The following is a 25889-nucleotide window of genomic DNA, read 5'->3' as shown; positions in this document are numbered from 1 at the left end:
GGGTAAAGAAATTTGTTATGGCAATATGGGATTGCTATAACTGAATCAGGTGTTTTAGATGTCAAACTGGCTGTTTTGACTTAAAATAGGCGGTTATTTTTAATTTTTTATTGCCTGAATTTTATACTATGCTCAATGGTGTCAGGCGGGCAGTTGTTTGTTGATAACAATTGCATATAGTATGAGGATGCATATGAGTGAACAGCAGAATGCGCCGGTAGCTGCCGCGCAAGAAGAACAACTGGATGAAAACCAGATTATGGCACACCGCCGTGAGAAGTTGACGGCGATTCGTGCTGAGGGAATTGCTTTTCCAAATGATTTTAAACGGGATGCTTTTGCCGGAGATTTGCATCAGCTTTATGATGAGTTTGATAAGGATGTGCTGGCAGAAAAGGCAATTCCGGTAAAGGTTGCCGGACGTATTATGCTGAAACGTCATATGGGTAAAGCCAGCTTCGCGACCATTCAGGATATGACCGGCCGTATTCAGCTGTATATCAACAATCAGGGTGTTGGTGAGCAAGTTCATGATACATTCAAGCACTGGGATTTGGGTGATATTGTGGGTGCTGAAGGTGAACTGATGAAAACCAATCACGGTGAGCTTACGGTACGGGTGTCTGGTCTGCGGCTGCTGACTAAGTCTTTGCGACCATTACCTGATAAGTTTCACGGTTTAGCTGATCAGGAACAGAAATATCGCCAGCGCTATGTAGATTTGATAACCAATGAGCAGACGCGTGACACTTTTGTGAAACGGAGTCGGATTATTCAGGCAATACGGAATGTGATGGTAAGTGAGCGCTATCTGGAGGTGGAAACACCGATGATGCATCCGATTCCGGGCGGAGCTACAGCAAAGCCGTTTGTCACGCATCATAATGCTCTGGATATGGATTTATTTTTACGTGTGGCACCTGAGCTTTATCTGAAACGGCTGGTTGTGGGTGGTCTGGAGCGTGTGTTTGAAATTAACCGTAATTTCCGCAATGAGGGCATGAGTACACGCCATAATCCGGAATTCACGATGATGGAATTCTATGAGGCTTATGGTGATTACCAGCGCATGATGGACATGACAGAAAAGGTAATCCGTGCTGCTGCTATTGAGGCAACAGGCAGTGCTGTGGTGAGTTATAACGGTAAGGAGGTAGATTTAAGCCAGCCGTTTGCTCGTATGACTATTGTGGAAGCAATTAAACATTTTAATCCGCAGTATACGGATGAACAGCTGACGGATGAGGCCTGGCTGAAGGCTGAAATTAAAAAACTGGGCGGAGCTTTACCTATGGCTCAGGGTCTGGGCAGTTTGCAGCTGGCTTTATTTGAGGAGTGCGCGGAAGCGCAATTATGGCAGCCTACATTTATTGTGGATTATCCGGTAGAAGTATCACCACTGGCACGTGCATCGGATACTAAACCGGGTTTAACTGAGCGTTTCGAGTTGTTTGTGGTCGGACGCGAACTGGCTAACGGCTATTCGGAATTAAATGATCCTGAAGATCAGGCTGCGCGTTTCAAAGCTCAGGTAGCACAGCTGGATGCTGGTGATGATGAAGCAATGCATTACGATGCAGATTATATTCGTGCTATGGAATATGGTTTACCGCCAACCGGCGGCTGCGGTATTGGCATGGATCGTCTGATTATGCTGCTGACAGATGCTCAAACAATACGTGATGTTATTCTGTTTCCGCAAATGCGTTTAGAGTAGTGAGAATCGTCTTTCTGTAATTTAAAAGCCGCCAGATTAATTCTGTGCGGCTTTTGGTTTTGTTATTCGGTTATTTATGCGGAAGATTTGATTGTGTGCCGGAGTGAGCTGTTTGTTCGTTATCGGTTTCTACAGTGTACTCACCCTCGATAATGTCCCCCTGTTCCGGTTGTGTTGAACGGGAGAAGGATTGGGTTGTGCCGGTCAGAGGCTTGCCGCTAATAGGTAGTAATAACAAGGCAGCAAATATATCTGAGACAAATCCGGGGCTAATAAGCATGATGGAGGCGAATATGTAGCGCACTGGCCATAATAGCTGGTAAAGCGATACATTGTTGCCAGTACGAATGGTAGCCATTGCAAGAAATAAGCCGGACACGCCAATATTACGCAGCATGAAAATACCGCAGACAATTGACAGTAAGATGATAAGCAGTGTCCAGCCGCCACCAATCAGATTGCTAACCAGAATAATGGAAAGGACTTCCAGTACTGCCAGTATCGGTAATGCCCAACCTATGTAACGCATGTAAGTTACCCTTTTAAGCTATAACATTTTTAACAGATGGTTGCAGGATCGAAGAATTCAATATAGCAGTTGTGAAATGGATTTCTCTGCCTGTCTGAAAAGAGGGGCTTACTAGTCAATGAGGCGGGAAAAGCTATGTTAATATCAAGCTAAGATTAGCTAAACAAGTTATGCTATACAGATTCTTGTTAAGATTTTGGTAAATCAATGATACAGATATGGAAATTGAGCGGAATATTATGGCGTTCCGGTTTAAGTGTGTTGCTGGGCGGCTGTTTGTTGCTGGGCGGCTGTTTGTTGCTGGGCGGCTGTGCCAATAATAATCCGGCTAAAGCGCCGGTAATGAATGGTAGAGCGCAAAATGGTTATTACCGGGTACAGCGCGGAGATACGTTATATCGCATTGGTTTGCGATTTAATCAGGATGTGAATACTTTAGTTCGCTGGAATCATCTGGCTAATCCTCATGCTATTGAAGTGGGGCAGTTGATTCGGGTACGTAAACCAAATTCTGTATCAGGCGGTTCTGCGGGAGTAAAACCACAGCCTGGTCGTGTTACACCTAAACCGGATACCGGAACGACTACAACAGCTGCTCCTGATATTCGTTTGCGATGGCCGGTGAAGGGCAAAGTAATCAGTACATTTAATGGTCAGACGCAAAAGGGTATTGATATTGCCGGTAGCCGTGGTACGCCGGTTAAAGCAGCTGCAGCGGGTATCGTAGAGTATGCCGGAGAGGAACTGCGTGGATATGGCAAACTGGTACTGATTAAGCATAGTAACAGTACGATGACGGCCTATGCGTACAATGATTCCCTGAAAGTTGTTAATGGGCAGAAAGTTCAGGCCGGACAGACAATCGCAACAATGGGAGATAGCGGAACCACTGGTGTAAAACTGCATTTTGAGGTTCGGGTGAATAGTAAGGCGGTTAATCCTTTACGTTATCTGTCAAATTAGCGTCAGACTACTGAAAGCAGATGTTAACAGGTACGTTGTACTGATTAGTCTGGTAAGTTGAGAATGGTGGTTTTATTTTATAATTGGGCAAAATTGAAGGAAGTATTATGAAAGAACATCGTGCCCGCAAACGTTTTGGTCAGAATTTTCTGCAGGATAAAAGTATTATTCAGGATATTGTGCGTGCGGTTCGGCCTCAGCCTGAGGATACGGTAATTGAAATTGGTCCGGGTCTGGCCGCAATTACGGAACCTCTTGCTATGGCTGTCAATAAACTGCATGTGATTGAGATTGATCGTGATATTGTAGCCCGATTACGTACGCTGCCATTTGCATCAAAGCTATTAATTCATGAGGGTGATGTCCTACAATTTGATTTTAATACTGTACCCGGTAAAAAAAAGATTGTTGGTAACTTGCCGTATAATATTTCCACGCCGTTGTTATTTCGTTTTGGTCAGTATGCTGATGATATTATAGATATGCACTTTATGCTGCAAAAAGAAGTGGTTGAACGTATGGTGGCAGTAGCAGGCAGTAATGACTACGGGCGTTTAAGTGTTATGTTGCAGTATTTTTTTGAGATGGAAAATTTACTTGATGTGCCGCCTCAGGCCTTTATACCTGCACCAAAGGTAGATTCAGCTGTGGTACGAATGATTCCGCAGTGTGGTCGCATTGGTATTGCTGAGGATTTTAATCATTTTGCTGCATTGGTCAAACAGGCTTTTCAACAGAGACGTAAAACTATTCATAATAATCTGAAAGAATCTGTAGATGATGCAGCATTGATGGCTGTAGGTATTGATCCCGGCAGTCGGCCAGAACGGGTTACGCCAGAGCTTTATGTGGCATTAAGTAATCATTTGTTGCACAATGGCGCTTCTGTCTGAATGATTAATGCAGACAGTTACAGGATGTGGGGAATACATGATTGAATTTAAGAATGTCCATAAATGGTTTAAAGATTTGCATGTTATTAATGGTGTGAATCTGACTGTTAGTCAGGGGGAGGTGGTAGTGGTATGCGGTCCTTCTGGCAGCGGTAAATCTACGCTGATTCGTACTGTAAATCAGCTGGAAAAAATCCAGCAGGGTGAAATCTGGGTTGACGGAATTAATGTTGCTGATCCGAAAGCTGATTTAAATCGGGTACGAACTGAGGTTGGTTTTGTATTTCAGCATTTTAATTTATATCCGCATCTTACAGTTCTGGAAAATATTATTTTGTCACCGATGAAGGTGAAAAAAGAAAGTCGCGCGCAGGCTGAAGCCAAAGCTAAGGAACTGCTGGCTAAAGTAGGGCTGGCGCATAAGTGCGATGCTTTTTCGCAGCAGTTGTCGGGGGGGCAGCAACAGCGGGTCGCCATTGCCCGCGGTCTGGCTATGGAGCCAAGAGTAATGCTGTTTGATGAGCCGACTTCTGCTCTGGATCCGGAAATGATAGGTGAAGTGCTGAAAGTTATGAAAGATCTGGCGCTTAGTGGTATGACAATGATGGTGGTCACGCATGAGATGGGTTTTGCCCGTGAAGTAGCTGATCGGGTAGTATTTATTGATCATGGTGAAATTGTTGAAGAGGCTACTCCGGAAGAATTTTTCCAGCGTCCGCAACATGAAAGAGCTCAGCAGTTTCTTAATCAGTTGTTAACTCATTAGCTATTAATTATTTTGTTGTGATTAATTTAAATTAGGCAATTATATAATTTCGCTGATAAAGAAATAATCAGATTTTACAGCCCTTATCATTAAGACGATAAGGGCTTATTTCATTTGTACTATATTAAAAAAATTTATATTTTAATTTTATTTATTATTCAGTTTTAGTAACCTAATCGCTGACATATAGTCGATACTAGTCCGGCCTGATTCAGGGTATAAAAATGCAGGCTGGGTGCTCCCTGCTGAAGTAAATGGTCGCACATTTCAGTTACTACATCCAGCCCAAGTGCTTTAATTGATGCTGTATCATCTGCATAAGATTGAAGTTTTAGGCGTAACCAGCGCGGAATCTCTGCGCCACAGGTTTCTGAAAAGCGTGCCAATTTGGAAAAGCTGGCAATAGGCATTATTCCCGGAATAATGGGAATATCTATTCCTCTGCCTTGTACTTCGTCCACAAACCAGAAATAACTGTCTGCATTGAAAAAATATTGGGTAATTGCTGAATCGGCGCCGGCCTGACATTTACGTACAAAATGATTGATATCGTCTTCAGCACTGCGTGATTGAGGGTGAAACTCCGGATAGGCAGCAATTTCAATATGAAACCAGTCACCAAACTCCTGGCGGATAAGAGCAACCAGCTCATTTGCATAGCGCAGTCCCTGATGTCCGAAGCCCACGCCAGACGGAACGTCACCACGTAAGGCTACAATATGACGGATGCCCATGTCTTTGTAGGTTTGGAGCAGGCTCATCATTTCTTCACGGCTGGCGCCAATACAGGCCAGATGAGGAGCGGCTGCTACTCCATCATTCATAATATCGGTAATTGTTTGCAATGTACCGGCTCGTGTAGTTCCACCTGCACCATAAGTACATGAAAAATATTCAGGTTGATATTGGCTTAACTGTTTGCGGGTGGTGGCCAGTTTGCGCCGTCCCTCTTCAGTACGCGGCGGAAAAAATTCAAAGCTCAACTGGGTAAAACTCATGATTAAACAGTTTCTCCGTAGGTTATGGTTAGATATCTAACCATAACGTTTCAGACATGCTCAATCAATGTTTTATTGCAAATTTTCTTTGAAAAATCCGCTAAATAATATGAATAAAATTCATGATAAAATTTGCAGAGAATTTATTATCCGGTTTATCTGAATTATTTTTCAGCCTGCCGGCGCGAAAACTGAATACCAAGCTGTTTAAGTTTGCGATAAAGATGAGTTCGTTCCAGCCCTACTTTCTGAGCCACTTTACTCATGTTATGTCCTTCCTGAGCTATGTGGTATTCGAAATAGCGTCGTTCCAGATCCTCTCTCAGTTCACGCAGAGGCAGATCAAAATTGAAGCCATTCATGGTTTCATGAGGCTGGTTATGTTTGAACTGATTCAGAATAGTACTGACAACATTAACGTCAATTTCGTTATTTTCTGCTGTGAGCATCAGGCTTTTAACAACACTGCGCAACTGTTCCAGATTACCCGGCCAGTCGTACTGACGCAATTCATTCAAGGCAGCAGTAGTGAATTTTACTGGCGGAATTTTCTGGCTTTCTGCCAGTTCGGTCGTTATTTGTTCCACCAGAAATACCATATCATCCAGCTGCGAACGCAACGGAGGAATAGCAACAATTAGTGATGACAAGGTATTAAGCAGCTTGTTATCCTGTAACGGATCGGTAATCATTTCTTTAATTGACCTGCTGCAAACGCAGATAATGCGAGCGTTGTAGCGGTCTGCTTTAGTCAGAATGAAACCGATACTTTGCTGGGTACTTTTACCATACTGGGCTATATCGCCCAGATAAAGTATGCCACCGGTGGCTTTCTGCAATAATTCAATAGGAGCGTCAACGATTTGTTCTACTTTGGACGGTTCTACCCAGGGAGTTGAGCTTTTATGAAATGAGCGTGCTACCAGTTCAAAAGGAGAGCCCAGTTCACCGGTTAGTAATACCGGAGTACTGAATTTAGCTATACGTTCCAGTTGCTGATTTAATTCTTTAATTGCAGGGCTGTGACCGAGCTTATCCAGTGTCAGATTGGAAGCAGCCTGCATTTGCCCGTATTTTAAAGCACGGTCTACAGTACTGAGTAATTTTTGCAGGGAAATAGGTTTTTCCAGAAAATCCAGTGCGCCAATTTTTGTGGCTTCTATGGCAGTGTCAATGCTGGCATGGCCGCTCATCATCACTACCGGCATAGTTAACTGTCCGGATTTTGCCCATTCTTTAAGTAAGGTAATACCATCGCAGTCAGGCATCCAGATATCCAGTAATACCATCGCAGGGCGTGTTTGCTGGCGTAGTTGGCGGGCAGTATCGGCATTTTCGGCTGTGGTGACGGTATAACCTTCGTCCTGCAAGATTTCCGATAATAAATCGCGGATACCTATTTCATCATCAACAATTAAAATATCACTGCTTCGCATTTCTATTCACCTGTAATGGTAAGGTTATTTTGACACAAGCCAGTCCGTTTTTCTGATTACTGATTTGGATCCGCCCGCCGTGTTCTTCAATGATTTTTTTTACTACCGGCAATCCCAGTCCGGTACCACCGGGTTTGTCTGTTACATAAGGGTCAAATGCATGTAATAACATCTCCTGACTAAATGTTTTACCATTATTACTTACGTAGAAAAGAATATGTTCGCTATTTAATTCAGTTTGTATGCTTACTTCAGGAGAGTCAGATGCTGCAGCTGCCTCTACTGCATTTTTAAGCAAGTTATGAATAACCTGACGTAAAGCTCCGCTGTCAGCGTTAACATTCATTACTATCTTACTCAAATTAACTGTAAATGTACAATTACTACCTTCATAAAGTACCAAAACCTCGCGTATTAGTTCATTTAAATCAAGGTTTGTGAATTTTAATGCCGGTGAACGGGCATAATTGCGGAATGCCTCAACCATATCTTTCATTGCTGCTACCTGACGGATAATGGTATTAGTAGCACGGCTTAAAATTTGTTTATCCGCTTCGTTTAATTTATCACTGAGTTTCCACGCTAGCCGTTCGGCAGATAGTTGAATTGGTGTCAGCGGGTTACGGATTTCATGTGCCAGTCGTTGGGCAACTTCACCCCATGCTGCTTCTTTCTGAGCACTTACCAGAGTTGTAACATCATCAAATACCAGTACAGTACCGCCACCGCTGTCTTTAGGCAGAGGTGTAGCTTTCCCGAGTAATATCAGAGCCTCATCTTTGTGATTATAGGTAATTTGCGCCGGTTTGTTCTGATATTCTGTAGTTAGTATCTGCTGAAATACATCAGCCAGCATTGCTGTTTGCGGGCTTTGTTCTGTAAGCTGGCTGATATTTTGCCCGAGTATCGGATTCAGATTCTGACCAAGGATGTTCTCCGCCATTTGATTAAAGGTAATCAGGCATCCTTCTGGATTGAGGGTAACTACACCAGTGGTCAGACTATTAAGTATATGTTCCAGATAATGTCTGGCCGCTTCCTGTTGTTCACGTGAGTGGCGTAGCTGTATTGTCATGTGATTAAACAGTCCGGTTAATTTCCCCAGCTCATCATTGCGATAAATGGTTTGTTGTACGTCCAGATCACCTTTGGCCACTGCACGGGCACCATCGGCAAGTGACAGAATAGGGGCAACAAATTGCCGGGCAAAATATAACGCTACCAGCAGAGCCAGAATAATGGACAGCAGGGTAGCCATTAGTAAAGTAGCCAGAAAAAAGGTTTGCAGACTTTGTTTAGTAAAGCTCAGCTCTCCATATTTTGCCCGTGCCGCTTCAATCAGAGTTGCATCCCGTGCTACTTTGGCCGGAATTGGCTGGCGGAAAAACAGGGCTTTATCGCTGTTGTGTCCGGGTAAAAGCAGCCAGCCTTGTGCATAAAGAATATTATTGATACTTTCAATCTCACGGACAGAGCCTGAATTATGCAACTGCTGAATCAGATTCGGGTTAAGTTCGGGATTAGACAGGTGCTGAGGATTATATTCGGCATCAAGCCGTTTATTGTTTAAATTATAAATATCTAACTGACTGAATTGTCTGCTTTTGCCATTTTTTTCTAGAACTGGTACTAGTGGTTGTTCCAGACCAGTGGCTGCAATCAGGGCGATCTGAATATTGGCCGCCCGGCGAACTGTGTTGTCCAGCTCATAATCCAGAGCCGATTTACTCAGGCTGATACTGCGGTTTAGTGCTTCTTCTGTATCGTTACCAAACCACGAATGAATACTGTGTGAGATAAACTGTGCGGATACTCCGAACAGAAATAAGCCGGGTAATACAGCTACCAGGGTAAACATGGAAGCCAGACGCAATGCAATTTTGGAACCGAACTCCTGTCTGTGCCGGCTTTGCAGCAATTTCCACCAATAAGAACCGGCCATCAGCATCAGTGCCAGTACCAGTAGTGAGGCAAATCCAAAAGCAAACCAGAAATATTTTGAGAAAACATTAGTGTTGCCGGTAGCGACAGCCAGAACATACAGGGTCACTACACAGAGTACTGCCATGACCAGAATCAGCCGTCTCATTGTGGTCAGTCCGCGTTAATGACTAGACGATGCCAGCCGGAATCCAATTGCCAGCTATGGGAAGTGAGTGCATTAATCTGAAATGGCTTGGGTAACTGGCTGATACTCAGACTAAGGCGAACATCAGCACGCACTTCATTCGCAGAGACACCACTGAGTGTGCCATTGCTCAGGACACGCCAGTTGGCTACAGCACCAACGGCTCTAAGTGCGGTATCAAGGCTGTTGTATTCGGTAGAGAACGTGGAACCCATGCTGACACGGTAGCGGTTAGTCAGAGGGTGATAAGCGAGTTTGTACTGTATAAGGTTATCACCGCCAATCAGGTTATTAATCCGATTACGGTAAGAAGCGAGCGTGGGAGCTGTTAACTGATAGTTCAGATCAAAATTTAATGGTACGCCCTGAGTCAGAGCCTGTTTCAGTTGGTCGGGCAGCTGGGTATTAAAACGTGTATTGATGGAAAGCTGACCATTACTGGTAATATTAGCCTGAGCACGGGTGGTGCTTATGCCTTCGGCCAGTGCTGCAGTAATGCTCAGGCAGAGGAGACAGGTAAAAAGTAGACTAGATTTTATCGATAAGCGCGTAAAAAAAGCCATCTTGTCTGCTGTTCGGTAATAAAATACGTGAGAGACGCTCGCGGGCATCCGCATGTCGGGTTAAAAAACGGGTTACTTGTTGCTGGTTTTCTTCTGTAAAAATCGAACAGGTGGCCAGAAGCAGGCGCCCACCTGATTTTAAAGTAAGCCACAGATTATCCAGTAAAGCTTCCTGCTGTAGTGCAGTTTTTTGTCCGTCCTGAGGCTGACGTAACCATTTGATGTCAGGATGACGTTTTACTACACCTGAAGCCGTACAGGGAACATCAGCAAGAATGGCATCAAAAGTGTTGCCATCATACCATGAGTGCAGATCTTTTGCGTCGGCACATTGCAAATGTGCCTGCTGATGCAGGCGTTGCAGATTCTCCTGTACGCGCTCAAGACGCTGTGAATCTATATCCAGTGCCGTTACATCGCAGTCTGCCCATTCAAGCATATGTCCTGTTTTACCACCCGGTGCAGCACATGCATCCAGAATGCGCTCACCGGATTGCGGATTGAGCAAAGGAATGGCTTGCTGAGCCCCAAAATCCTGTACAGACACATGTCCTGAAGCGAAATCCGGTAGCTTTGATACGGCTACTGCCTGTTGCAGCATAATGCTGTGTGTATCGAGAATTCTGGCTGGTATACCGGCTGCGGCCAGTTTGGTTTGATATTGCTCAGCATCAGTATAGCGACGATTAACTCGCAATGTCATAGGCGGATGCTGAGCCATTGCTGTAACCATATTATGCCAATGCTGAGGATAATGCTTTTTAAGATAGTTTAACCACCATGCAGGCAGATTGAAACGGGCTGTATCCTGTTTAAGTGCATTGGCTAATAAGTCCTCATGCTCGCGTAGAAAGCGCCGTAACAGAGCATTAACCAGTTTCTGGTAACGACCACCGTGCAATCGGCGTGCATGATTCACAGCTTCATTCACAACGGCATGATGTGCATTGCGAGTAAAATGTAATTGGTATAAAGCAATGATAAGAAGATGGCGAATATCTGCCGGTGGTGAAGCTGTGGTCATTTGCTGTACAAGTTGTTGCAACAGACCTAAATAACGCAGGCTACCATGAGTAAGATCTTGCAAGGCAGCTCTGTCAGAGGCTGACAGCTCAGGATGTTGCTGTATTACCTGAATCAGAATTTCATTGAGATTACATCCGTTTAGGACTTCGCCGATGATATTTGCTGCTAATTGCTGGGCGCGAGCCATACTCATGCATCAGTCTCCGCTGAAGCGAGTAATGTACCCTGTTGCAAGATATTACCGGCTTGGAATGCGGTTACAGACATGGCTTTGCTACCCGCTTTCTGAATTTCTTCAATACTGATGGAGTCTTTGCCACAGGCTACAATCAGTTCATGTTCATTACTGTGTAAAACCATTCCCGGTATGCCTGTGTATGAAACTATTTTAGCGCGCCGGATTTTAAGCGGTTTATCCTGCCAGACAGTCCATGCTCCGGGTACTGGATTGAAAGCACGAATTTTTCGTACAATTTCTGCAGCAGGCCGGGCCCAGTTAATTTGTGCTTCAGCTTTGCTTAATTTATGAGCATAAGTAACGCCTGTTTCACTTTGTGGAATTGGCTGTAGCTGGTTAATTTGTTGTAAATCAGCAACAATTGCATCAGCACCCAGCTGCATTAATGCATCATGGACTTCACTCGCTGTATCGTCTGTTTTAATCGTATATTTATGACGACTGATTACTGAGCCGGTGTCCAGACCGGCATCCATTTGCATGATACATACCCCGGTTTCGTGATCGCCGGCTTCAATTGCACGCTGAATCGGCGCGGCACCACGCCAGCGCGGCAACAGAGACGCATGAATATTGAGACAGCCATATCTGGGAATGTTAAGCACTGCCTGTGGTAGTAATAGCCCGTAAGCAGCTACAACCATGACATCAGCCTGCTGATTTTCCAATATCGCCTGAATTTCGGCCGTTTTTAATGTAGTTGGCTGCATTACGGTAAGACCGTGTGTCAGTGCTGCTTTTTTGACTGCGCTGGGTTGTAACTTTAACCCGCGGCCGCTAGGGCGGTCTGGCTGGGTTAGTACCAGAGGCACGTTAAAACCGGCTGCAACAATAGCATTGAGTGCAGCCGCAGCAAAATCAGGGGTTCCGGCGAAAATAACAGAAGGCTTCATGCAATAAATCCACAACAGGCATAACAGCTATCGCTATGCCAATAAAAAATTCCGACAACAGGTTTTGTTACATTCTTTCGCGTGCGCGTTTTTTAAGCTTAGTTTTGATACGGTTCTGTTTCAGTGGCGACAGATATTCTACAAATACCTTGCCGGCAAGGTGATCCAGTTCATGCTGAATACAGATGGCTAGTAATCCGTCTGCTTCCAGTGTAAATTTTTCACCATGTTCATCATAGGCTTCAACGGTAATGCGCTCAGAGCGGTGCACCATCTCGTAAATACCGGGAACAGATAAACAGCCTTCTTCGTACTCGGTATCACCTTCTCTGTAAGTAATAACCGGATTAATAAATACACGCAGCTGATTACGTTCTTCAGACAGATCCATTACTACTACACGTTCATGCACATCAACCTGAGTTGCCGCCAGTCCGATACCGCGTGCCTGATACATAGTTTCCGCCATATCCTGTACCAGCGTGCGAATTCTGTCATCAAATTTTGTAACAGGTTGCGCAACAGTATGTAAACGCTCATCAGGATATTGTAAAATGTTTAAGAGAGCCATTATGTGTTTAATTCCTTGTTCAATCAATCTGACCTGAGTACATGATGGCAATATGGATTTTTTAAAGATTGTTGATATGGATTCAGGTAAACTGATACTAATATCCATACTATGTCATATCACAATCATTTAAAATAGCAAACTCCCTAAGGATACCTTACATGCATAAACATATTATAACTCTGCTGTGTGCACTAAGTATGGCAATATCTGCACCGGTAATGGCCAAATTAAAATTACGTCCGGATGCACCGGCACAATATGTAGTGAAAAGTGGTGATACTTTGTGGAGCATATCCGGTAAGTATCTTTACAGCCCCTGGCAATGGCCGCAACTGTGGGGTTCTAACCGGGATCAGATTCGGAATCCGCAAAAAATTTATCCGGGACAGGTTTTAAGTCTGCGCTATGTTAACGGGCAGCCGCGTCTGGGTTTTGATAACAGCGGAGGTATTCCAACCATTAAACTGCAGCCACAAATACGTAATCTGTCTTCTGGTTATGGCATCAGTACCATAGATGTCGATTTTTTCCGTATGTTTATGCAGCACCCGCAAGTAATTAGTAAAGAACAAACCAGAGAGGCACCACGTCTGATTGCCGGACCGGATAACCGGGTTATTTATTCTACAGGTGACCGTATCTATGCGGATCGTCAGTTAGAGCCTGGTCGCTATCTGATTTACCGTATAGAACAGAATATTACTGATCCAGATACCCATAAATATCTGGGACAGCTGGTACGCTTTAGTGGTGAAGCAGCAACGCTGGCCGGACAGAACACTGCTCTGGCTGAACGCAGTCCAAAGGATGCAGCCAGCTTACCTGAAGATGAGTATTATACCCGTAAGACACCACTGATTAAGGTTCCTACGCGTACAGCTCAGCCACTGGTTATTACCAATTCAGCGTCAGAAATTAATAAGGGTGATTATCTGTTAAAAATTACAGATGAGCATGATCCGTTCCAGATGATGCCTCATGGGCCCACTACTCAGATTAAAGGTAAAATTGTTTCTGTAATGGACGGTATTCAGGAAGCAGGTCCTTATCAGACAATTACTTTGAATTTAGGTACTAATGACGGAGTTGATAAAGGTACCGTAGTTAGCCTGTATAAAAAAAGTCGCCAGCTTAAGGCTGATTTATCTAATGAGCCTAAGAAATCACGCAGTGTGGTTAAATATCTGAGTATTCCGGCAGAGGAAGTTGGCCTGGCACTGATTTATCGGGTAAGTGATAATTTGTCTTCAGCTCTTATTATTAATGCATCTCAAGCTGTGCAGATAGGAGATTTAGTAATGAACCCGGGTCATGATCTGGATGATGTTACACAGGACTCAACTTACCTAATCAATTCATTCAAAGAAATTCACTAATTGAAACAGCGAATAATATATTGGTAAAAAATGTATTGCTGATGAAATGAATCGAATAAAAGTGCGGATATATCCGCACTTTTATTTTATATAGTTTTATCTATTGCTCTCTATAAGCATAGATATCAAAATTCTCTGCTGCTAAAAATAGCAGTTATGCTTATTATCCTATATTTATCAGAATAATAAATATAGGATAAACAATTGTTTGTTTCTGAATAGCTTTTGCTGAGAATCCGTTCTGATTATTTTATGCCATTTGATTTAAATAAATTATCTATATAATTTAAATTATTGTGAAAAAATAACAATTATTAGCTGACTTCTTTCTAATATTGATATTGCATTAAGTATACTTAAATCCAGTCAGTTTAATTTCTGGTAGAAATGTTTTAAAATAGATCAATTATTCGGTTAAAATATCTAGACATATCAGCTATCTGTATAGATAGTTCTGTTGTGGACAGATTTGGCGGCTTGGTATAGCAGACAGGTAATCTGAGTTTCAGCAAAGTATAAGATACATTTCTGACATGTATTTTCGTTTATTTTATATTAAACTGGAATTAGTGTTCAAAGTGAACGGGTATTATTCTATTGATAGTATATATATTTAGTACCCTTAATCTCCGATCTATCAGCCATATTTAGCCAATTATCATGTTAGGGTAATTGGCTAAAATTTAGTGAAATTATTTACGTTTAGCCTTTACACACTAAGATATTCAAGCATCTTGCATTATCTTTCATTTTCCTTGTTACAATGCCAGCCTGTTTTCATTTGTAATTTTTTATATGGAACAATATGAGTTGTTTCTTCCCCGTTGCGGAAAGCCCGCAAAATCATCAGTCACTTTTTTATGCTAACGATTTGAGTCAGTATACAGTATTGTGTGACTTTGACGGAACCATCAGTGAAAAAGATGTTACTGATACCTTACTGAATCATTTTGGTAATGAGAAATGTGCCTTATTTGAGCAGCAGTGGCAGGAAGGTATTATTGGTTCGCGGGAATGCATGCATCAGCAGATTGCTAATATGCAGGCCAGTAAGGCTGAGTTGGACAGTGTGCTGGCACAAATTAAAATTGATCCTGCTTTTAGTGAGTTTATCAGCTTTGCACAAAGCAGAAATTTAAATGTACATATTGTCAGTGATGGACTGGACTATGCCATTCAGTCCATCCTTAAGCGGTATAATCTGAACTTTTTACCGGTTTTTGCCAATCGTTTATTGCATAATCAACAGCAAGGCTGGGCACTGGATTTTCCTTATGCCAATGATCATTGCCTTAAAGCCAGTGGTAATTGTAAATGTCAGCACCGCCGGAAACTGACTGGTTTTCAAAAGATTTTTTATGTTGGTGATGGTACATCGGATTTTTGTGTGGCAGATAAAGTAGATATGGTATTTGCCAAAGATAAATTAATTGATTTTTGTCAGCAACAGCGGATTGCATATTATCCAATCAAGAATTTTGGCGATGTTACTGCCATTTTGCCTGAGTTGCTTAAAGCTCCGACCGAGAATAGCTGCCTAATTCCAGCATAAGGCATTAATACCTGATTTATAATTATGATTCAAGACTCTTCCTATTTTTTACCCGGTAATCGCAATGGTGTTCTGCTGGTACATGGTCTTACCGGTACACCCAATGAAATGCGTATTCTGGCCAAAGGGCTGCATCAGGCAGGTTTTACTGTCTATGCCATGCAGTTGGCCGGCCATTGCGGTGATGAAGCTGATTTATGTCAGACTACCTGGCATGATTGGTATGCCAGTGTGCAGGAGGCTGCGCAATTTCTAAAACAAAAAGTCGATTGTCTGTTTGTAGCAGGATTATCGATGGGTGCGCTGCTGGCATTGAAACTGGCGGCCGATCAGCCTGAGCTTGTAAAGGGTGTGGGTGTCTATGGTGTAACATTCAGCTATGATGGCTGGTCTATTCCATTCTGGGCAAAACAATCTTTTGTGCTATTACCGTTTTTTAAAAAATTTCATTTATTTCAGAAAACCTCATTTATAGAGAAACCACCGTATGGGCTGAAAGATGAACGTATTCGTGCAACTGTTGCTGCCAGCATGTTCAGTGGCGATAGTGCCAGTGCCGGTCTGGCCGGTAATCCGTTTCCGGCACTGGCAGAAATGCAGGCACTGGCCAAAATAGTGCGGCGACAGTTGCCACAGGTTACAGCTCCCTGTCTGATTATGCATTCCGGTCATGATGATATTGCTAATATTAAAACTAATGCGCGTCTGGTAGAAAAATATGTCAGCGGAATAACAAAATTTATCGTTCTGGATGACAGCTATCACCTGATTACCATTGATCGGCAGCGGCGCGAAGTAATCAATGAATCAGTTGCCTTTTTCGAGCATATAGCGCAAACAGCGTAAGTGAATATCTATCTCGTAGCAAAGGAAATATTATATGACGATGCTTGTATTCATTTTATGGTTTGCCAATATCTGTTTTGATACGCTCGGGCAAATAGCATTTAAATATGCAGCCATTGCGCCAGATAACCGCAATGGCTGGTATTACTGGGTTGATCTGTTCAGTAATTACTGGTTGTGGATTGGGATTGGTTCCTATGTCGCTGAATTTTTGCTTTGGCTGGCATTTTTAAGTCAGGTACCATTGTCACAGGGTATTTTGCTTGGTTCAATTAACATTATCGTACTGATGCTGGTAGGACGGATTTTGTTTCAGGAAAAGCTTACCCGTTTCCGGTTGGCCGGTATGTTTTGTATTACCATCGGAGTAGTACTGGTAGGAGCGTCATAATGCGTAAATTTTATATAGTTGGTTTTGCGCTCTTATTATTGTTTGATACATTGGGGCAGAGCAGTTTTAAATTAACTGCTATTCATGCGCAGCCACTTGCTGCGGATTGGGACTGGATTTCCCGTGTATTTACTCAGCCGTGGGTATATATTGCCATTGCCGGCTATATTGGTGCTTTTTTTACCTGGATGATGTTGTTGAAAAAAGCACCGGTTGGTCCGGCATTTGCTGCATCGCATCTGGAAGTAGTTACGGTAATGCTGGTTTCAGCTTTTCTGTTTCATGAGCACATTACAAATATTCGCATCCTCGGCGCGATATTTATTGTGGCTGGTATTATCTTTTTAGCACTGGCTGAAAAAGAGATCATGGAAACGGAAGAGCACAGTAAAGATGATGAGCCGTGTTAACTTTTCCGGTTCAGAAGATTAGTATTATTTATGTCATACTACTATGAGAACCCGCCTACTGCCGGATTACCGCTAAAGTGGTCTGACTGGCGGCCGGCTGGTCAGTCACTTACGAGCAGAGTCAGCGAACAATTGCATCTGCCGCCCTTACAGCTTACCTGTTCAGGTACAGCAGCACTGATTATTGCGTTAACCACACTTGCACAGCAACAGCCACAGCGTAAAACCGTAATTGTACCGGCATATACCTGCCCGCTGGTTGCGCTGGCCGTTCATCATTGTGGTTTAAAGTTACAGTTATGTGATTTAAAACCCAGTAGTATCGATATGGATATCGCTCAGTTAAGTACTCTGTTAAATGAGCAGGTATTGGCAGTGATACCTACACACTTGGGCGGCCGGGTGACAGATGTCAGTACCGTTAAACAACTGGCTCAGTCCTATCAGATTAGTGTGATAGAGGATGCAGCGCAGGCATTGGGTGCAGAAGTAGGGCAGCATGGTGATATTGTGCTGTTCAGTCTGGCAGCCGGTAAAGGGCTAACTATGTATGAAGGCGGTTTGTTAACCGCCAGTGATATGCAATTACGCAGTAATTTACAAGCTATGTCCGAAAAATTATTGCCACGCCGGTGCAAATGGGAGTTGCTGAGAACTCTCGAATTATTTGGATACACTGCTTTGTATAATCCTGCTGGTTTACATTTTGTTTATGGGCAAGGCAGGAGAAAGGCATTGCGCCGGCAGCAATGGATTGCAGCCGTTGGAGATGATTTTGATTTTGATATTCCAATGCATCGGGTTAGTCGCTGGCGTCAGCATGTAGCTGCTAATGCTTGCCTGCGTTTACCGGCATTTCTAGATATGTTGCAAAAGCAGGCCTACCAGCGTATTGAACAATTGCAGAGTATTTCCGGAATAGAGGTGATCGTCGATCAGCATGGTCGGGGTGTATGGCCTTTTCTAATGGTGTTATTGCCTACAGGCCAACATCGCGATGCTGTATTAAAACAGCTATGGACTAGTCCGCTGGGGGTAACGCGGTTATTTATTCACCCACTGTCTCAATATGATTATTTGCAGCCGATTGTACCAGCTTCATCCATGCCGAATGCTGAAGATTTTGCTGCACGTATGTTAACTATTACCAACAGCCTGTGGCTTACTGATGCTCAATTTTCCCGGATATGTGAAGTTATTCAGGATGCTGTGCGCTGATTCTGAGCCAGAGCGGCAAGCAATTGCTGATTAACAGCATGATGTTTTTCTTGCCATGCAGTCAGTGTAGTAGCCGGAATGGGTTCCTGTTTGTCCATTGCACTCAGTAAGCGTTTTAGCGGGCTGGTATATTCCCACTGAGATACTTCACCAGTAATATCGCTGCCAATAATCCGCTGATTCATAGCGTTAATCACAGTTAATAAATGTTCCAGTTGCATGCGCCCCTGATCCCAGTTGGTTTGTACTACGTCTTTACCCAGAACATCTTTGTCTATCGAGATATATACAGGTTCATTAGTTTGTTGCTGTGTCCGGATAAAAGCGCTTACCAGTTCTTCTGGTGAGGAGAATGCCCGAAAAGCCTGTTTCAGACCAATTGTTCTTGCCCAGCCAACCTGTACATCCATACACCAGTAAGTTAATTTACCCTGAAATAATGGCGCCAGCCGGTTTTCCCAGCTGTGTGCCACCCCTATATCATTTGAAGTAATACCTAATACATGTACATGGCTGACAAAAGGCAATTGCGCCACGTAACTGACCCACGAACCACAGTGAATTCCGAACAGATAACGCATATTATCCGGATGATTATCAAAAATAATGACTTGTATCGGATTGGAGGCACTGAAAAATTGCTGTAAACGCTTAATCAACAATAGTGAAACATGATGATAGTCGCCACTGCCGGTTAATACCGTACCATAATGTTCGGGTAATTGCTGATTCAGTTCAGCCTGTAATTTCTTAAAACTGGTCTGAGAGCAACCAAAACGAATAACTTCCTGCCATTGACCAAGTTCAATTCTTACTGCATCTGGTATAGATCCTGTACTGTGGTCAAAATCCAGAATTACCGTTTTATTCATGTTTTTTACTATCCTGAGTAGGCTGATTGCTATTTTCCTGCCAGATTTTATCCTGTTCGAAACGAGTACTGATTTTTGCCAGTAGCTTTCTTAAAACAGGATTGCGGACATACACCATATGTTTGGTAAAAGTAAATTGTGCACCTAAAGATGCTTTAACTTGCGGATCCGTCCAGCCGGCGACATAAACTTTAAGTCCATGCTCTTTGGCATAATTCAGATTGTAAAACCAGCTCAGATAATACAAATTCAGTTCCCGTGCCTGAGGATAAACAAAACCGATATACTTATCTACCAGCATACCGTTCAGAACAAAACAGATATTGTAACCAATTAGTTCTTGCTGATAATGGTAGGTAAAAATCCTGGCCTGATTGCTGCTGTCCTGTAACAGGCGCACAAAAAAATCTTTGGTTAATAAATCAAAATGGATTTCACTTTGATTATAAACATTCAAATATAACCGATAGTACTCATCTAAAACGGCCTTATTCTGAAAATAGGCATCACCACTGTGTATACAACCAATTTCTACCAGCGATTGCGTTTTTAATTTACGCCGGAAGTTTTTACGCCGCTGATAAGACAGACGGCCTAAATATTCATCGATATCATTAAAATCTATCGGTACCCAGGCTAATGCCTGACCTTCTACTGCAATAAATCCTTCTTGTTGCAATATCTTTATCAGCGATGCAGCATATTCATTTGCCTGATGATTCAGTAATGGTGATTGCTGAGGAATATCTTTCACAATCAGCAGCGGATATTTTTTGCCATAATGCTGTTTAATTTCTGTAGCAAACTGCTGCACAGATTGTTGTTGAGTAAACAGCGCATATTCCGATACAGTAGTACCAATAAAACAAGTTTCAGGTTTCAGAAACTGCTGCCACCAGTTAAATAACGGCCAATGGCGAATTTTTTGCTGGAAATCAGCTTCTGCGGTAGTCAGTAAATCAAACCGTGCAGCAAATGCCGGTACCCCGCTAGTTAATTGCCATGCTGTAAAATCCTGAGGCGGACTGGTCAGAAAAGTGTCGACCAGTTCATTCGGTTCCAGTTGAGTCAGATAATTCATAATTTACTAATACGGCAGCCAGCCTGAATATCAGCCGGCTGCCATTACCAGCCCTAAGCTGTTAACTCTTTTTTAGCACGTGTAATCAATTGATCCAGCAATTCAATACCCTGATCAATTTCCTGTTTAGTAATATGTAATGAAGGCGCGAAAGTAATGACATTTTTGTAATAGCCGCCAATATCCAGTACCAGCCCCATTTTCTGGCCCTGCCAGTCCAGATCACCGGACATACCAATATCCACCATTTTGTCTACCAGAGCTTTATTTGGAGTAAATCCGTCTTCTGTGCAGATTTCGGCACGTAAAGCCAGCCCCAGACCGTCTACTTCACCTATTTCCTTATGGCGCTGTTCCAGTGTTTTTAAGCCCTCAAGGAAATACGCTCCGCTTTCCATAACCATTTTTTCATAGTCAGTTTCGGCCATCATCTTAAATACTTCCAGACCTACCGCTGTTCCTAATGGATTTGAGGCAAAAGTAGAATGAGTAGAACCAGCCGGAAATACCTGAGGATTAATCAGTTCTTCCCGCGCCCACAGACCACCAAGCGGATTCATGCCATTGGTCAGTGCCTTAGCGAATACCAGCATATCTGGTTTTACATCAAAGTGTTCAATTGACCATAATTTACCGGTGCGATAAAAACCCATCTGAATTTCATCAACAACCAGCAAAATACCATATTGATCCAGAACTTTTTTCAGTCCTTTAAAGTAGTTGCGTGGCGGTACAATATATCCGCCTGTTCCTTGCAGTGGTTCCACATAGAAGGCTGCATATTCAGCTTGTCCGGCTTTCGGATCCCACACACCATGGTATTCTGTTTCAAACAGGCGGGCAAAATCTGCCACCAAATGTTCACCATATTCTTCTGCCGTCATTCCTTTAGGACGGCGGAAGGGATAAGGAAACGGAATAAACATAGCGCGATCACCAAAATGGCCATAACGCCGGCGATAACGAAAGCTGGAGGTAATGGAAGATGCACCTAAAGTACGTCCATGGTAGCCACCTTCAAAGGCAAACATTAATGAACGGCCTTCAGATGCATTACGGATAATTTTCAATGAATCTTCAATACACTGAGAACCGCCGACATTGAAATGCACACGACCATCGTGACCAAATTTACGTTTCATATCCAGAGCAATGGTTTTAGCCAGCTCAATTTTAGTAGGATGCAAATACTGGCTGGCACATTGCGGTAATGTATCAACCTGCTGCTTCAGCACAGCATTCAGCCGTTCATTTGCATAGCCAAAATTACAGGCCGAATACCACATCTGTAAGTCCAGATAAGGTGTACCATTTTTATCGTACATATAGCTGCCTTCGCAGCCATCAAAGATTTTTGGCGGATTCACATAATGTACCGTATCACCAAACGAACAGTACTTTGCTTCATCTGCCAGTAACTGTGCATCATCAGGACGATTTACAAGTATTTGAGCACTAGGCTTACTCATCATTTATTCCATTCATTTAAAATAAAACATCTTAATAAAAAGTACATAATTAATACTATTATATCCTGCTAAAGCATCAAAACCGTAAGAAACAAAGGCTAATAACCTGATAAAACCATTATCTGCTCAATATTCAATTATCTTTGCACTTAATTTAAAAAAAGAAAATGTGTAAAACATATTGGCTTAGCAATTCACTGACAATATATAGATTGCACCCTAACCAAATAAAATTTTATATTCACAAAACTAAACAATATTTAATTATCCGCAATATACTTATGCAAAAAAAACTAAAATCAATTTTTACTAATATTTCTCAATCAGTTAGACTTAAATCACAATAAACACACAATTTTACTGGCTACTATTGACCAGCCTAATCACACAACTATGAACACAGAACCTAATCGCATTCCTCATCCCCGCTGGCTTTTATTTGCTCTTGCTGTTGGCGGTTTTGCAATCGGCACTACAGAATTTGCCACCATGAGTGTTTTGCCCTATATCGCCAGTGGTTTAAATATAAGCGAACCCGTAGCAGGACATCTAATCAGCATTTACGCACTGGGTGTTGTCATAGGCGCTCCGGTTATTGCCATATTTGGTGCACGCTTTAGCAGACGCAGCCTGTTACTGGTGCTTATGGCATTTTTCTCTCTGACACATCTCGGCACGATGCTGGCTCCAGATTACCGCAGTATGATGTTATTTCGCTTTTTAAGTGGCTTGCCGCATGGAGCCTATTTTGGTGTTGGTGCACTGGTTGCCGCAGCTATGGTGCCTCCGGATAAGAGAACTCAGGCTGTAGGATTAATGATGATCGGTTTAACCATTGCTACCACCATCGGCGTACCTTTGAGTAGCTGGCTGGCTCAAGCAGTAGGCTGGCGGGTTGTTTTTCTTATCGTTGCCATACTGGCTGCTTTAACAGTGATACTGGTAGCTCTTTTTTTACCGGCAAATTGTATGCAAGGAGGCGGTAGCAATGCGCTGCGTGAACTTAGTGCACTGACCAACCGGCAAATATGGTTGACACTGGCTATAGGAGCCATTGGTTTTGGCGGCATGTTTGGCATATATGCTTACATGGCTTCAACACTTGAAGATATTACCGGTATGTCACCTAAAAGCGTACCACTGGTGATGTGTCTTTACGGTGTAGGCATGACTCTTGGCAATATTATCGTGCCACGCCTGGCCGGTCGCCATGTGATGGGTGGATTAGCATGCTTACTGGCCTGGTCTGCTGCTATGCTGGCCTTATATCCTTTTGCAGTGCATCATCCTTACTGGATATGTATTCAGGTTGTACTAATCGGTATGAGCGGTGCTGTAGGTACATTATTACAAATTCGTTTGATGGATGTAGCTAAAGAAGCTCAGACACTGGCTGCAGCACTCAACCATAGTGCTTTTAATGCTGCCAATGCCTTAGGACCCTATTTAGGCGGCTTAACCATTGCCGCCGGCTGGGGATGGACAAGTACAGCATGGGTTGGCGTCGCTCTTGCTATCATCGGTTTAATCGTATGGTGGTTTACAGTAAAAGATGAACAGCGCACTGCTGCCGCAAATCTGCAATAACTAAGTTTATTCATGTATACAGAACAGTAAATAATATTGTAAAAACATGTAACTGATGTTGCAAATAACTGTTAACATTAATAATCTGTTAATATTAAATTTACTTTAATTATTAATAACAACAGATAGGGGAAGTATTATGACTGCAAACCAGCAGCAATCTGAAACCAAAATACCTGATACTGAGCAGGGAGAAAGCCAGAATAACACTTGTCCGAATAAAAGTACCAAACATAATCAAGATAAAAATACCAAACATAAAAAATTATCTCAAAAGAAATACTACAAAGAGCTGGAAAAACTTCAGGGTGAAATGGTTGCCCTGCAAGAATGGGTAAAAGCCTCCGGACAAAAAGTATGTATTATTTTTGAAGGTCGCGACGGAGCAGGTAAGGGTGGTGCAATTAAAGCTGTCACAGAGAGAGTTAGTCCTCGTATTTTTCAAACTATTGCCTTGCCGGCACCAAGTGAACGCCAAAAGTCACAAATGTACATGCAGCGCTATATTCCTCATTTACCTGCGGCTGGAGAAGTCGTTATTTTCGACCGTAGCTGGTATAACCGTGCTGGTGTAGAACGCGTGATGGGATTCTGTACCGAAGAAGAAAGTAAAGAATTTCTCGAAGTTATTCCATTTATGGAAAAAGCTATAGTTAATTCCGGTATCATCTTGCTTAAATACTGGCTTGAAGTGAGTATGGAAGAACAGCATAGACGCATGCTTGGTCGAATTAACGACCCACGTAAAATCTGGAAGCTTTCTCCCATGGATATCAAATCCTACAGCCGCTGGTATGACTACTCCCGGGCTCGTGATGAAATGATCATGGCAACTGATACCTCATGGGCACCGTGGTACGTGGTTGATTCTAATGATAAAAAGAAAGCGCGTCTGAATATCATTAAACATATATTGAGTGAAATTCCGTATAAAAAGACACCACGGAAAAAGGTCGAATTACCAAAACGTCAGGATAAGGGTGATTATCAGGAACCTAATTATCCTTATCGTTATATACCAGAAGAATATTAATACAGAACCAGCCAGATAGCAGACTAAACTGGCTGGTTTTATTATCAGTTCCGGATTTTTCCAATTTACCCGCGAAAGTCTCCCCATAGCAACTGCATTGCCGCAATAGCTGCCAAAGATGCTGTTTCTGTCCGTAATACTCTGGGTCCTGTGCTGATTGCATTAAAGCCATGATTAATTGCCAGCTCTTCTTCAGCCTGGCTTAATCCGCCTTCAGGACCAACCAGCAATACTACTGCCTGTGGCTGTGTAAACTGATTTAATGCTCGGGGCTGGTTTAAACTCATCAGCAGTTTTAAATCATCCACACCCAGAGCACACAATGCATCTGACAATACCGTTATCGGTTGAATTTGAGGTACTACCGTTCTGCCGCATTGTTCACAGGCACCAATAGCAATATCCAGCCAGCGCTCAAGTTTTTTCATTGCCCGTTCGCCACTTAAGCGCTGGCTACTGCGTTCCGTCAGTACTGGCTGAATCATAGTTACGCCCAGCTCCACAGCTTTTTGAATAGTTAAATCCATACGATCACTACTTGATATGGATTGCATCAACGTAATATTTAATGGTGACTCTAAATTAATATCTGTACTTTCACGAATCAGTACATCCACATTTTTCTTACCCATTGACGTAATTTCAGCCTGATAGACCTTTCCAAGCCCATCAAAAAGCTCAATTACCTCACCTGGCTGGTAGCGTAACACCTGTACATGGCGAGCAGCCGTATCAGGTAAAGAGAATGCATCTGAAACTAAAACACTGGGCGGTAAATAAAAACGGGGCATAATAGTAGTAAAAAAATCAATCAATAATCCAGAGAATAAAAATAGCCGGATTAACATTTAAAAAATTAAATGACTATTCTAATTGTTTATAGAAATACAAAAATGAGTATAAAAATACCTAATCTATAAGCCATACATTTAAATAAATCTACAAACATTAATTCTTATATCAGCAATACAAATTATAAACAATGATACCTTTTCGCAATCTAAAGAGTATTAATTCTTAGAACTAACGAATATGAATACACAGCTCGTTTAATAAACACACAGACAAAGCAAGTCATGAAAGTTTGAAAAGTAATCAAACTGAGTCAAAGGCACCAAAAATAAACTCAGGAAAAACAGTTGAATGAGAAGAAAGTCAAAAATAAATGCAGGCAGGAGTTGACAGGGGATTTGTGGAGGCGTATAGTTCGCCTTCTTCGCTGATGACGCGACACGAAACAAACGAACAGTTTAAAGTAGAACGCAGTCGAAAGCAACGCTCTTTAACAGAACAGATTACCGATAAGTGTGAGTGCCAAGCGGCCTCACAC

The 25889-nt window shown here is 42.7% G+C and carries 24 protein-coding genes; 12 read left to right on the top strand and 12 right to left on the bottom strand.

Going from position 1 to position 25889, the window contains the following annotated elements; translation table 11 throughout:
* Positions 1 to 193: 193 nt before the first annotated feature.
* A complete protein-coding gene (lysS, locus tag H3V00_RS10500) occupies positions 194 to 1717 on the top strand; it encodes a lysine--tRNA ligase (protein ID WP_198208005.1) in 1524 nt (507 codons plus the stop codon).
* A 70-nt stretch (positions 1718 to 1787) separates the two neighbouring features.
* Here lysS and H3V00_RS10495 read toward each other — a convergent pair whose 3' ends face one another.
* Positions 1788 to 2246 carry an FxsA family protein gene (locus H3V00_RS10495; RefSeq protein ID WP_025329795.1) on the bottom strand — a complete coding sequence of 153 codons (459 nt, stop codon included), beginning with the start codon at positions 2244 to 2246 and terminating at the stop codon, positions 1788 to 1790.
* Between the two features lie 207 nt (positions 2247 to 2453).
* Here H3V00_RS10495 and H3V00_RS10490 point away from each other — a divergent pair, with 207 nt between their 5' ends.
* The 3 genes from H3V00_RS10490 (at position 2454) to H3V00_RS10480 (ending at position 4868) form a co-directional block, all read left to right on the top strand.
* Entirely contained in the window at positions 2454 to 3209 is a 756-nt protein-coding gene (locus H3V00_RS10490; protein WP_232335991.1) for a peptidoglycan DD-metalloendopeptidase family protein, read from the top strand.
* 107 nt (positions 3210 to 3316) lie between these two features.
* Positions 3317 to 4102 (top strand): 16S rRNA (adenine(1518)-N(6)/adenine(1519)-N(6))-dimethyltransferase RsmA, encoded by a 786-nt coding sequence (gene rsmA, locus H3V00_RS10485; RefSeq protein ID WP_041880532.1) that lies wholly within the window; start codon positions 3317 to 3319, stop codon positions 4100 to 4102.
* Between the two features lie 37 nt (positions 4103 to 4139).
* The gene (locus H3V00_RS10480; protein ID WP_198208003.1) at positions 4140 to 4868 is read left to right on the top strand and encodes an amino acid ABC transporter ATP-binding protein; all 729 of its coding nucleotides are present in this window, start codon (positions 4140 to 4142) and stop codon (positions 4866 to 4868) included.
* 164 nt (positions 4869 to 5032) lie between these two features.
* On the opposite strand, the gene metF is transcribed toward H3V00_RS10480, so the two are convergent.
* From metF to def, 7 genes are all read right to left on the bottom strand, one after another.
* Positions 5033 to 5866 carry a methylenetetrahydrofolate reductase [NAD(P)H] gene (metF, locus tag H3V00_RS10475; RefSeq protein WP_198208001.1) on the bottom strand — a complete coding sequence of 278 codons (834 nt, stop codon included), beginning with the start codon at positions 5864 to 5866 and terminating at the stop codon, positions 5033 to 5035.
* Positions 5867 to 6030: 164 nt separating this feature from the next.
* A complete protein-coding gene (locus tag H3V00_RS10470; RefSeq protein ID WP_025329800.1) occupies positions 6031 to 7302 on the bottom strand; it encodes a sigma-54 dependent transcriptional regulator in 1272 nt (423 codons plus the stop codon).
* Positions 7289 to 9391 carry a PAS domain-containing sensor histidine kinase gene (locus H3V00_RS10465; protein ID WP_084564042.1) on the bottom strand — a complete coding sequence of 701 codons (2103 nt, stop codon included), beginning with the start codon at positions 9389 to 9391 and terminating at the stop codon, positions 7289 to 7291. Before H3V00_RS10465 ends, H3V00_RS10470 begins: the two co-directional genes overlap by 14 nt.
* Before the next feature lie 5 nt (positions 9392 to 9396).
* The gene (locus tag H3V00_RS10460) at positions 9397 to 9993 is read right to left on the bottom strand and encodes a DUF4390 domain-containing protein (protein WP_084547518.1); all 597 of its coding nucleotides are present in this window, start codon (positions 9991 to 9993) and stop codon (positions 9397 to 9399) included.
* The gene (gene rsmB / locus H3V00_RS10455) at positions 9959 to 11212 is read right to left on the bottom strand and encodes a 16S rRNA (cytosine(967)-C(5))-methyltransferase RsmB (protein WP_198207999.1); all 1254 of its coding nucleotides are present in this window, start codon (positions 11210 to 11212) and stop codon (positions 9959 to 9961) included. Before rsmB ends, H3V00_RS10460 begins: the two co-directional genes overlap by 35 nt.
* Positions 11209 to 12150, bottom strand: coding sequence for a methionyl-tRNA formyltransferase (fmt, locus tag H3V00_RS10450; RefSeq protein ID WP_084550139.1), 942 nt, complete (start codon positions 12148 to 12150; stop codon positions 11209 to 11211). Before fmt ends, rsmB begins: the two co-directional genes overlap by 4 nt.
* Before the next feature lie 67 nt (positions 12151 to 12217).
* Entirely contained in the window at positions 12218 to 12721 is a 504-nt protein-coding gene (def, locus tag H3V00_RS10445) for a peptide deformylase (RefSeq protein ID WP_025329805.1), read from the bottom strand.
* A 161-nt stretch (positions 12722 to 12882) separates the two neighbouring features.
* Here def and H3V00_RS10440 point away from each other — a divergent pair, with 161 nt between their 5' ends.
* The 6 genes from H3V00_RS10440 (at position 12883) to H3V00_RS10415 (ending at position 18517) form a co-directional block, all read left to right on the top strand.
* Positions 12883 to 14100 carry a LysM peptidoglycan-binding domain-containing protein gene (locus tag H3V00_RS10440; protein ID WP_198207997.1) on the top strand — a complete coding sequence of 406 codons (1218 nt, stop codon included), beginning with the start codon at positions 12883 to 12885 and terminating at the stop codon, positions 14098 to 14100.
* 805 nt (positions 14101 to 14905) lie between these two features.
* On the top strand, positions 14906 to 15652 hold the full coding sequence (locus tag H3V00_RS10435; protein WP_198207995.1) for an MtnX-like HAD-IB family phosphatase: 747 nt from the start codon (positions 14906 to 14908) through the stop codon (positions 15650 to 15652).
* A gap of 24 nt (positions 15653 to 15676) precedes the next feature.
* Positions 15677 to 16498 (top strand): carboxylesterase, encoded by an 822-nt coding sequence (locus tag H3V00_RS10430; RefSeq protein ID WP_198207993.1) that lies wholly within the window; start codon positions 15677 to 15679, stop codon positions 16496 to 16498.
* A gap of 34 nt (positions 16499 to 16532) precedes the next feature.
* Complete coding sequence (locus H3V00_RS10425) at positions 16533 to 16889, top strand: EamA family transporter (protein WP_025329808.1); 357 nt, start codon at positions 16533 to 16535, stop codon at positions 16887 to 16889.
* Complete coding sequence (locus H3V00_RS10420; protein ID WP_037392847.1) at positions 16889 to 17299, top strand: multidrug efflux SMR transporter; 411 nt, start codon at positions 16889 to 16891, stop codon at positions 17297 to 17299. The genes H3V00_RS10425 and H3V00_RS10420 overlap by 1 nt, the downstream gene beginning before the upstream one ends.
* 30 nt (positions 17300 to 17329) lie before the next feature.
* Positions 17330 to 18517 carry a DegT/DnrJ/EryC1/StrS family aminotransferase gene (locus H3V00_RS10415; RefSeq protein WP_198207991.1) on the top strand — a complete coding sequence of 396 codons (1188 nt, stop codon included), beginning with the start codon at positions 17330 to 17332 and terminating at the stop codon, positions 18515 to 18517.
* On the opposite strand, the gene H3V00_RS10410 is transcribed toward H3V00_RS10415, so the two are convergent.
* Genes H3V00_RS10410 through H3V00_RS10400 form a run of 3 tightly spaced genes read right to left on the bottom strand, consistent with a single transcriptional unit; the run spans position 18499 to position 21939 of the window.
* Positions 18499 to 19389 (bottom strand): arginase family protein, encoded by an 891-nt coding sequence (locus tag H3V00_RS10410; RefSeq protein WP_198207989.1) that lies wholly within the window; start codon positions 19387 to 19389, stop codon positions 18499 to 18501. The two genes, H3V00_RS10415 and H3V00_RS10410, sit on opposite strands and share 19 nt — an antisense overlap.
* The gene (locus tag H3V00_RS10405; RefSeq protein ID WP_198207987.1) at positions 19382 to 20470 is read right to left on the bottom strand and encodes a GNAT family N-acetyltransferase; all 1089 of its coding nucleotides are present in this window, start codon (positions 20468 to 20470) and stop codon (positions 19382 to 19384) included. Before H3V00_RS10405 ends, H3V00_RS10410 begins: the two co-directional genes overlap by 8 nt.
* 53 nt (positions 20471 to 20523) lie before the next feature.
* Positions 20524 to 21939 carry an aspartate aminotransferase family protein gene (locus H3V00_RS10400; protein ID WP_025329813.1) on the bottom strand — a complete coding sequence of 472 codons (1416 nt, stop codon included), beginning with the start codon at positions 21937 to 21939 and terminating at the stop codon, positions 20524 to 20526.
* Positions 21940 to 22332: 393 nt separating this feature from the next.
* Here H3V00_RS10400 and H3V00_RS10395 point away from each other — a divergent pair, with 393 nt between their 5' ends.
* Together H3V00_RS10395 and ppk2 are read left to right on the top strand one after the other, a co-directional pair.
* On the top strand, positions 22333 to 23526 hold the full coding sequence (locus H3V00_RS10395) for an MFS transporter (RefSeq protein ID WP_078474377.1): 1194 nt from the start codon (positions 22333 to 22335) through the stop codon (positions 23524 to 23526).
* Between the two features lie 139 nt (positions 23527 to 23665).
* The gene (gene ppk2, locus H3V00_RS10390; RefSeq protein WP_025329815.1) at positions 23666 to 24559 is read left to right on the top strand and encodes a polyphosphate kinase 2; all 894 of its coding nucleotides are present in this window, start codon (positions 23666 to 23668) and stop codon (positions 24557 to 24559) included.
* Positions 24560 to 24624: 65 nt separating this feature from the next.
* Here the strand turns inward: ppk2 and H3V00_RS10385 are convergent, their stop codons facing one another.
* Positions 24625 to 25350, bottom strand: coding sequence for a 16S rRNA (uracil(1498)-N(3))-methyltransferase (locus H3V00_RS10385; RefSeq protein ID WP_198208017.1), 726 nt, complete (start codon positions 25348 to 25350; stop codon positions 24625 to 24627).
* Between the last annotated feature and the right edge of the window lie 539 nt (positions 25351 to 25889).

Source organism: Snodgrassella sp. W6238H11, from assembly GCF_016100525.1.
In the GTDB taxonomy this organism is placed as follows: domain Bacteria; phylum Pseudomonadota; class Gammaproteobacteria; order Burkholderiales; family Neisseriaceae; genus Snodgrassella; species Snodgrassella alvi.
This window is presented reverse-complemented; position numbering and strand designations above follow the sequence as displayed.